This window comes from Ideonella sp. FW305-24, from assembly GCF_058788035.1.
The window spans coordinates 1-501 of sequence record NZ_JBYTAI010000058.1 but is presented as its reverse complement, the minus strand read 5'-3'; the positions used below and the strand labels follow the sequence as shown (position 1 = coordinate 501).

1 protein-coding gene is annotated in these 501 nt (G+C 68.7%); it reads left to right on the top strand.

Annotated features, from left to right (window positions below):
* Nucleotides 1–501, top strand: a 501-nt coding sequence (locus AC3WR5_RS33510; protein WP_492490122.1) for a hypothetical protein, incomplete at both ends; no start/stop codon positions are given.

Below are 501 nucleotides of genomic sequence, written 5' to 3'. Positions count from 1 at the left end.
GTATCAAATCCAGCAGTCCAGCGAACTGGGCACGCTGACCACTTCGATGGCTTACCTGACCGGGTTCCAGACCAAGACCACCAACGCGCGCGGCAAGGCCACCACCGTCTCGTACCAGGCCTTCGACGAGCCCAGCGACGGCGCGCCCGTCAAGGTGGTGGATCCGATCGGCACCACCGCCATCGCCCGCAACGTGTTCGGCGAAACCACCGCCATCACCCGCTCGGGCATCCTCGACGGCGCCACCGTCTCGGCCACGCGCAGCTACGTCTACGATGGCTACCACCGCCTGTGCAAGCGCATCGACCCCGAGAGCGGCGCCACCGTGATGGGCTACGACGCGGCGGCCAACATCGCCTGGCAGGCCGAAGGACTGGCGCTGCCGGACACGGCGGCCTGCAACCAGGGCTCCGTCGGCGCAACGGCCAAGGCCAACTTCGGCTACGACGCCCGCAACCGCCTGCTCACCACGTCCTACGGCGACGGCACGACCCTGGGCAC